Origin of the sequence: Nocardioides sp. CPCC 206348 (genome assembly GCF_048654705.1) — a bacterium.
In the GTDB taxonomy this organism is placed as follows: Bacteria; Actinomycetota; Actinomycetes; order Propionibacteriales; family Nocardioidaceae; genus Nocardioides.
In genome coordinates, this window is record NZ_JBMCZA010000190.1 from 89,729 (window position 1) to 96,682 (window position 6,954).

Genomic DNA, 6,954 nt, shown 5'->3' on the forward strand with positions numbered 1-6,954 from the left:
GTCGGAGCACTGGGCGACGGCCGAGCCGCCGTTGTCGAAGTCCTTGTTGCCACGGGTCGAGTTGACCGTGACGTCCTCGGGTCGCAGGTGGTGCAGGTCGGTGCCCGGGCCGGACGCCGTACCGAAGTCACCGTGGCTCTGCGGCCAGGTGTGCTCGCGGTTCCAGTCGTCGGCGTTGCCACCGTTGGTGGACTTGGGGACCGAGCGTCCGGAGTAGAACTCGATCACGTTCGCGGAGTTGTTCGGGTCGGCGTCGGTGACCTTCAGCGCCTCCCAGACCTGCGTGTACGTCAGGCGCGTGTTCCCGTCGATGATCCCGTGGAGCGCCGTCGCGAGCGCTGCACCGGTCTTGCCCGTTGCGGGGTCGTAGTAGCCGGCCGGGATGCTCGGGTCACCCGGGTCGGGATCAGGGTTGCTGCCGACGAGTGCGAACGCGCTGCCGCCGGTGAGTCCCGGGTGGGAGAAGTACGACGACAGCGTCCCGGTCACGTCGATCTGCTTGCCGAGCAGCGACGGGTTGGTCCTGAGCCCGAAGGACGCGCGGAACGCCGAGGGGATCTGGAAATAGAGCATCGACCCCGTCGCGGTGGTGCTGGGGGAGTCGGCCAGCGCGAGCGCGTAGTCGTTCGGGAAGTTGCTCCGGACGACGGTCGATGTCGCCGTGGGCTGCCCGACGACGTACCCGCGAACGGTGGCGGTGGAGGAGTTCTGGGTGGCGATCGCCTGCGCCACCGTGATCGGTGTGGCGGCCGACGCCGGTTGTGGTCGCGGCGCCACGAGCAGGAGCGAGGTCGCGAGGAGGACGAGAAGGAGGGCGCAGAGCGGTCGCTGACGCAGCCCGAGCATGCGTGTCATGTCCGGATCCTGTCGCACGGGTGTCGCCCTGAACAGCCCCCGGCGCCAGATGTCACACGTCCGTCATCGGGCGTTCGTTCAGTCGCTCTCCGCCTGGCGCGCGCGGTAGGCGGCGACCGCGTTGCGGTTGCCGCAGGTCACCGAGCAGAACCGCTTGGACCGGTTGCGGGAGAGGTCAAGTACGACGCCGTCGCAGTTCTCGTCCGCACACAGGCTGAAGCGGGACATCTCGTCGGCGCGGACGACGTCGATCATCGCCATCGCGGTCTCGACGACGATGCGCTCTGCGAAGGGGCGGTCGTTGCCGATCGCGTGCAGGTGCCAGTCGATGCCGTCGTGCCGCTTGAGCTGCGGGAGCGCGCCGGCCTCGAGCAACATCGCGTTGATCAGGGCCACCGCGCCGTCGCGGTCGGCGGTCATCAGTGCCCGCAGCTGCGGACGGATCGCGTGGACGGCGTCGAGCTCGGCCTGGTCGCCGTCGTGCCGGCCGCTGTAGGCGTGCTCGCCGTAGAAGTCGTCCAGCTCCTCGACGGTGGTGAGCGTGACCGGCTCGACGGCCGAGTTCACGAGGGCGACGGCCGCCTGCAGCGACATGTTGGTGTCATGGGTGAAAACCACTTTGACAGGTTACAGCATGCGGCGTACGGTCATGAATCATGACGACGTTGACTCGTGACATCGAAGCGGTTCCGGTGTCCCGTGCTGCACCCGGCCTGCTCCTCGCCCTCACCTCCGCGGCCGCCTTCGGCCTCTCGGGCGCCCTGGCCCGACCGCTGCTCGACGTCGGGTGGACCGCCGGCGCCGTCGTGCTGATCAGGATCGCCATCGGTGCCGCCGTGGTGCTGCCGTTCGGCCTGGTGGCCCTGCGCGGGCGCTGGGGCGTCCTGCGGCGCAACGCCCTCACGGTGCTCCTCTACGGCACCCTGGCCGTGGCCGGAGCCCAGTTCTGCTACTTCTCCGCGGTGCGGACCATGGAGGTCGGGCCGGCGCTCCTCATCGAGTACACCGCTCCCGCTGCCGTCGTGGTCTGGATGTGGCTCGTGCACGGCCAGCGTCCCGGCCGGATCACCGTGCTCGGCGCCGTGGTCGCCGCGGCCGGCCTGCTGCTGGTGCTCGACCTGTTCTCCGGCGCCGACTTCGACCTCGCCGGCGCCGCGTGGGCGCTCGCCGCGATGGTGGGCGCTGCGGCGTACTTCGTGATCTCTGCCGATGACCGCAGTGGCCTGCCGCCGATGGCACTGGCTGCCGGCGGTCTCGTCGTGGGCGGGGCCTTCCTCGGCGTGCTCGCGCTGGTCGGTCTGCTGCCTGTCGAGGCGGTCGATGCCCAGGTGGCCTACGCAGGCACGGAGGTCGGCGTCGTCGTACCGCTGGTCCTGCTCGGCCTCGTCACCGCCGCCCTGGCCTACGGCACCGGCATCGCAGCCAGCCGTCGCCTCGGCTCCCGGCTGGCGTCCTTCGTCGCGCTCAGTGAGGTCGTGCTGGCCGTCGTCTGGGCGTGGGCGTTGCTGGGCGAGCTGCCCTCAGCGGTCCAGTTCGTCGGCGGCGCGCTGATCCTGCTGGGCGTGATCGGGGTGAAGCTGGGGGAGCGGACGGTCGCCGGTGGTGATCCCGCCACGCAGGTGCAGGTTGATGAGCACGCTGGTGAAGGCGGCCCACACGCACCACAGGGAGATCACGGCGTTCTGGTCGAGCCAGACCAGCGTCGCGACGACGAAGAGGTTCCCCAGCCCGAACCAGCGCAGCGCTGAGCCCCGGGCCACGAGGCTCGGCGCGCAGGTGGCGATGACGTAGGCGCTCAGGGTGACCACGGCGAACGGATCGCCGGGCGCGTAGGAGATGTGGTGGCCGTCGATGCGCCGCGGGACCTCCTCGAAGCCGAGCGCGTGCAGGCCCAGGATGCCGGCGAGCAGGCCGAGCGCCATGAAGAGCCGGTCGAACATCGGGTGCAGCGTCGTGCCGAGCCGCAGGAAGGCGAACGGCACGAGGACGGGTACGACGACGAGCGCGATGGCGGCGTAGATCCAGGCGGCCAGGTCGCCGATGGAGTCGGACACGTGACCCTCGAGGTTCCACCACACGAGGGTCTCGATGAGCTGGTGCACGCCGAAGACCATCGGCAGCGCGGCCAGGGCCATCTGGTCGCGGGTCCGCGCCTGGCGCAGGGTGTCGACACCGATGCCGGTGATCACCAGGCCTGCGGCCAGGTCCATCTCTGCGGAGAAACACATGCGGTCGGACCCCTCGACGTGGGAACTGGCGGAATTCTAGAGCGCGTCCTGCCTCTTCACCACGACCTCGCGGAGGATCAGCAGGATCGCTGCTGCCACCGGGATGGCGAGTAGGGCGCCCACGACGCCGAGGAGTCCGGCACCCACGAGGGCCGCGATCACGATCACCGCGCCCGGCAGGTCGACCGACTTGCTCATCACCCGCGGGTAGATCACATAGTTCTCGACCTGCTGGTAGATGACGTAGAAGATCACGCACGCGATGCCGGTCTTGACGTCGGTGGCGAACGCGATGGCGCACACGAGCACCGCGCCGATCGTCGCGCCGATCATCGGAATGACGTCGAGCACGGCGACGACGAAGGCAAGGGCGACGGCGTACTCGCGGATCTCGGTGAAGGACAGGAACAGGAGCGAGGAGATGCCGGCGGCGAGGGCGACGACGAAGGCCCCCGAGACGTACCCGCCGATGTTGTGGATCACCTTGTCGCCGAGCTTCGCGACGCGGTCGCGACGCGAGGCCGGGGCCAGCTTGTAGAGGGCGCCGGTGGTGGTCCGCAACGAGGCGAGGAAGTACAGCGTCAGGACCAGGACGATGAACGCGTTGAACAGCGCGGACAGGATCTTCAGGCCCACGCCCAGCACTCCGCCGAAGATGCTCGACAGGAAGTCGCCGTCCTCGATCTTGGCCTGGGCCTTGTCGATCAGGTCGTACTCGCGGTTCAGGTCCTGGATCCGGTCGTTCTTCTTGAGCTCGTCGAGCCAGCCGGGAGCGCTGTTGGTGATCGCCGTGATCTGGTCGGTGATGACCGGGACGATGGCGACCAGGAACAGCCCCACCATGGCGAGCGCGATCACGATGACCAGCGTCACCGCGAACGAGCGCCGCAGGCCGCGGCGCTCGAGGAACTCCACCGACGGGTTCAGCCCGGCGGCGAGGAAGAACGACACCACGACCAGCATCAGCACCGAGCCGATGCCGAGGATCGCCTGGAACAGCCAGTAGGCGATCAGCGCGCCGAGTGCACCGACAAACCCGTAGTAGAACGGGGAGCGGCGGTCGAACGGCTTGCCGGGATCGCCGTACGTCGCCTCGACGGGCGCCTCGACGGGTGCGGCCGGGTCGATGCCGGCATGCTCGAGGACACCGTCCTCGAGCATGCCGTCGTTGTCAGGTGCGCTCAACTCTCGTCCTCGCCGAACCCGGCGACGAGGTCAGCGAGCGAGGAGAGCTGGGCGGTGATCGCGTCGCGGCGCTTGGTGAGGCGGTCGAGCTCGGCGCGCTTGGCAGCCACCTCGCGCTGGAGCTCGGCGTCGCCACTGGCGGTGATCGCCTCGGCCTGGGTGCGGGCCGACACGACGATCTGCTCGGCCTCGCGGCGCGCACGGGCGAGCAGGCCCTCGGACTCGGCCTGGGCGGCCGACCGGTTCTCGGTGGCCTGCTTGCTGGCCTCGATGGCGCGCGCCTCGGCGGCGCTGGCGCGCTGCTCGGACTCCTCGACGAGGCGACGGGTCTCGGCGACAGCGGTGTTGTGGTGGTCGGTCGCCTCGCGAGCGAGGCGCTCCTTCTCCACGGCCAGCGCGCGGCGGGCCTCCTGGACCTCGCGGTCGGCGGCCGCGCGGGCCTGCTCGACCTCACGCTGGGCCTGGCTGCGCTGCTCCGAGGCCTCCTGCTGGGCGGCGAGGCGGAGCTGGTCGGCCTCGCGGCGAGCCGCTGCGAGCATGTCGGCGGCCTCGCTCCTGGCGAGGGCGCGCTCCTGCTCGGCGTCGGTCAGCAGGCGCGTGCGGTTCTCCTCGAGCTCGCGCAGCTGGACGGCACGCATGTCGTCGGCCTCGCGAGCGGCCTCGGCGCGGATCGCCTTGGCGTCTCGGGCGGCCTGCTCGCGGATCTCGGCGGCGTCTGCTTCCGCGCCGCTGCGGATCTCGCTGGTCTCCTCCTCGGCGAGGCGGAGCATCGCGCTGGCGCGGCCACCCAGGCCGGCGTAGGAAGGGGACTCGCTCTCGGAGAGGTCGGCCTTGAGGCGGGAGACCTCCTTCTCGAGGTCGATCACGCGCTGCTCGGACTCGGTCAGGCTCGCGCCCAGCGTCGCCTTCTCGCTGGAAAGGGTGCGGATCTGGGCGTCCACGGCGTCGCGGTCGTAGCCGCCCTTGCGGACGATCGGCAGGCCGCCGGAGGACGGGGTGCCGGTGAAGCCGACGGGACGTGCGCCGGCAGCGGCGGGGCCCGCGGCCGGCGTCGCGGGCGTCGCGGCGCGTGGGCGTGCCTGGCCGGACGTCTGGGCAGTGCGGGCGGGGGCAGCCGCCTGCGGGCGCGCTGCCGGAGCGGGGCTCACGGCAGGAATGACCTGGGTCGGCTCGTCTTCAGTGGCCTTGGTGCTCACGTGCTTGGGCTCCTGGCTGGTGTTCGGCTCGTCGTCGAAAATGGACAGACCCTGGTCGCTCATTGAATGAGCCTCCCTGGCTCTCGATGCGGTTCGTGGGGGGACGCCGCCCATGATCCCCGATGGGCAAGGGGAATCACAGTCCGCCCCGCCGGATCGGACCAGCGTCACACCCCGGGGAACGACGAACGGGCCCGCGCACTGCTGCGCGGGCCCGTTGTCGTCGTACTCGAAGGATCAGATCCCGCGGAAGAGGTTGATCTTGTCGAGGTGCTTCTCGCGGAGCTCGGTGTTCTTGACGCCGAGGCCCTCCTCGGGCGCGAGGGCGAGGACGCCGACCTTGCCCTGGTGGAGGTTCTTGTGGACGTCGAGAGCGGCCTGGCCGACGTTGTCGAGGGAGTAGACCCGCGACAGGGTCGGGTGGATCTTGCCCTGGGCGATGAGGCGGTTGGCCTCCCACGACTCGCGGTAGTTGGCGAAGTGGGACGAGACGATGCGCTTGAGGTTCATCCACAGGTAGCGGTTGTCGTACTCGTGCATGTACCCGGTGGTCGATGCGCAGGTGGTGATCGTGCCGCCCTTGCGGGTCACGAACACCGAGGCGCCGAAGGTCTCGCGGCCGGGGTGCTCGAAGACGATGTCGATGTCCTCGCCGCCGGTGAGCTCACGGATCTTCTTGCCCAGGCGCAGCCATTCCTTGGGGTTCTGCTGGGTGTTCTCGTCGTTCCAGAACTTCCAGTTCTCCTCGGAACGGTTGATGACGAGCTCGGCGCCCATGTTGCGCACGATCTGGGCCTTCTCCTCGTTGGAGACCACGCAGATCGGGGTGGCGCCACCGTTGAGGGCGTACTGGGTCGCGAAGCCGCCGAGGCCACCGGAGGCGCCCCAGATCAGGACGTTGTCGCCCTGCTTCATGTTGCCGCCGTTCTTGGAGACCAGCTGGCGATACGCGGTGGAGTTCACCAGGCCGGGTGCGGCGGCCTCTTCCCAGGTGAGGTGCTCGGGCTTGGGCATGAGCTGGTTGGCCTTGACCATGGCGACCTCGGCGAGGCCACCGAAGTTGGTCTCAAAGCCCCAGATGCGCTGCTCGGGGTCCATCATCGAGTCGTCGTGGCCGTCGGCGGACTCCATCTCGACCGAGAGGCAGTGCGCGACGACGCGGTCGCCGGGCTTCCACTTGGTCACGCCGGGGCCGGTGCGGAGCACGACGCCGGACAGGTCGGAGCCGACGACGTGGTAGGGCAGGTCGTGGCGCTTGGTGAGCTCGGAGAGCTTGCCGTAGCGCTCGAGGAACCCGAAGGTGGAGACCGGCTCGAAGATCGAGGTCCACACGGTGTTGTAGTTGATCGCGGAGGCCATGACTCCGACGAACACCTCGCCCGGGCCGAGCTCGGGCAGCGGCACGTCCTCGACGTGCAGCGACTTGCGCGGGTCCTTCTCCTTCGAGGACAAGCCCTCGAACATGTTGACCTCGTCCTTGTGGACGGTCA

6 protein-coding genes and 1 pseudogene are annotated in these 6,954 nt (G+C 69.6%); 1 reads left to right on the plus strand and 6 read right to left on the minus strand.

The window, feature by feature from the left end; genetic code table 11:
- On the minus strand, nucleotides 1-855 hold an 855-nt coding region (locus ACOADB_RS16335), incomplete at its 3' end, for a DUF6359 domain-containing protein (RefSeq protein WP_378600650.1).
- A gap of 78 nt (nucleotides 856-933) precedes the next feature.
- Nucleotides 934-1,473, minus strand: coding sequence for a CGNR zinc finger domain-containing protein (locus ACOADB_RS16340; RefSeq protein WP_378600653.1), 540 nt, complete (start codon nucleotides 1,471-1,473; stop codon nucleotides 934-936).
- A gap of 38 nt (nucleotides 1,474-1,511) precedes the next feature.
- Between ACOADB_RS16340 and ACOADB_RS16345 the strand changes: the two genes are divergently transcribed.
- Nucleotides 1,512-2,603, plus strand: coding sequence for a DMT family transporter (locus ACOADB_RS16345; protein WP_378600656.1), 1,092 nt, complete (start codon nucleotides 1,512-1,514; stop codon nucleotides 2,601-2,603).
- Here the strand turns inward: ACOADB_RS16345 and ACOADB_RS16350 are convergent.
- The 4 genes and pseudogenes from ACOADB_RS16350 to ccrA all read right to left on the minus strand — a co-directional run.
- Nucleotides 2,538-3,083, minus strand: a pseudogene (locus tag ACOADB_RS16350) (DUF6629 family protein); the annotation flags it as partial. The gene ACOADB_RS16345 and the pseudogene ACOADB_RS16350 sit on opposite strands and share 66 nt — an antisense overlap.
- 36 nt (nucleotides 3,084-3,119) lie before the next feature.
- Nucleotides 3,120-4,268: an AI-2E family transporter gene (locus tag ACOADB_RS16355; protein WP_378600659.1), complete on the minus strand. Its 1,149-nt coding sequence runs from the start codon at nucleotides 4,266-4,268 to the stop codon at nucleotides 3,120-3,122.
- Nucleotides 4,265-5,527, minus strand: coding sequence for a hypothetical protein (locus tag ACOADB_RS16360; RefSeq protein ID WP_378600662.1), 1,263 nt, complete (start codon nucleotides 5,525-5,527; stop codon nucleotides 4,265-4,267). The genes ACOADB_RS16355 and ACOADB_RS16360 overlap by 4 nt, the downstream gene beginning before the upstream one ends.
- 174 nt (nucleotides 5,528-5,701) lie before the next feature.
- Nucleotides 5,702-6,954, minus strand: a 1,253-nt coding sequence (ccrA, locus tag ACOADB_RS16365; RefSeq protein ID WP_378600665.1) for a crotonyl-CoA carboxylase/reductase, incomplete at its 5' end; no start/stop codon positions are given.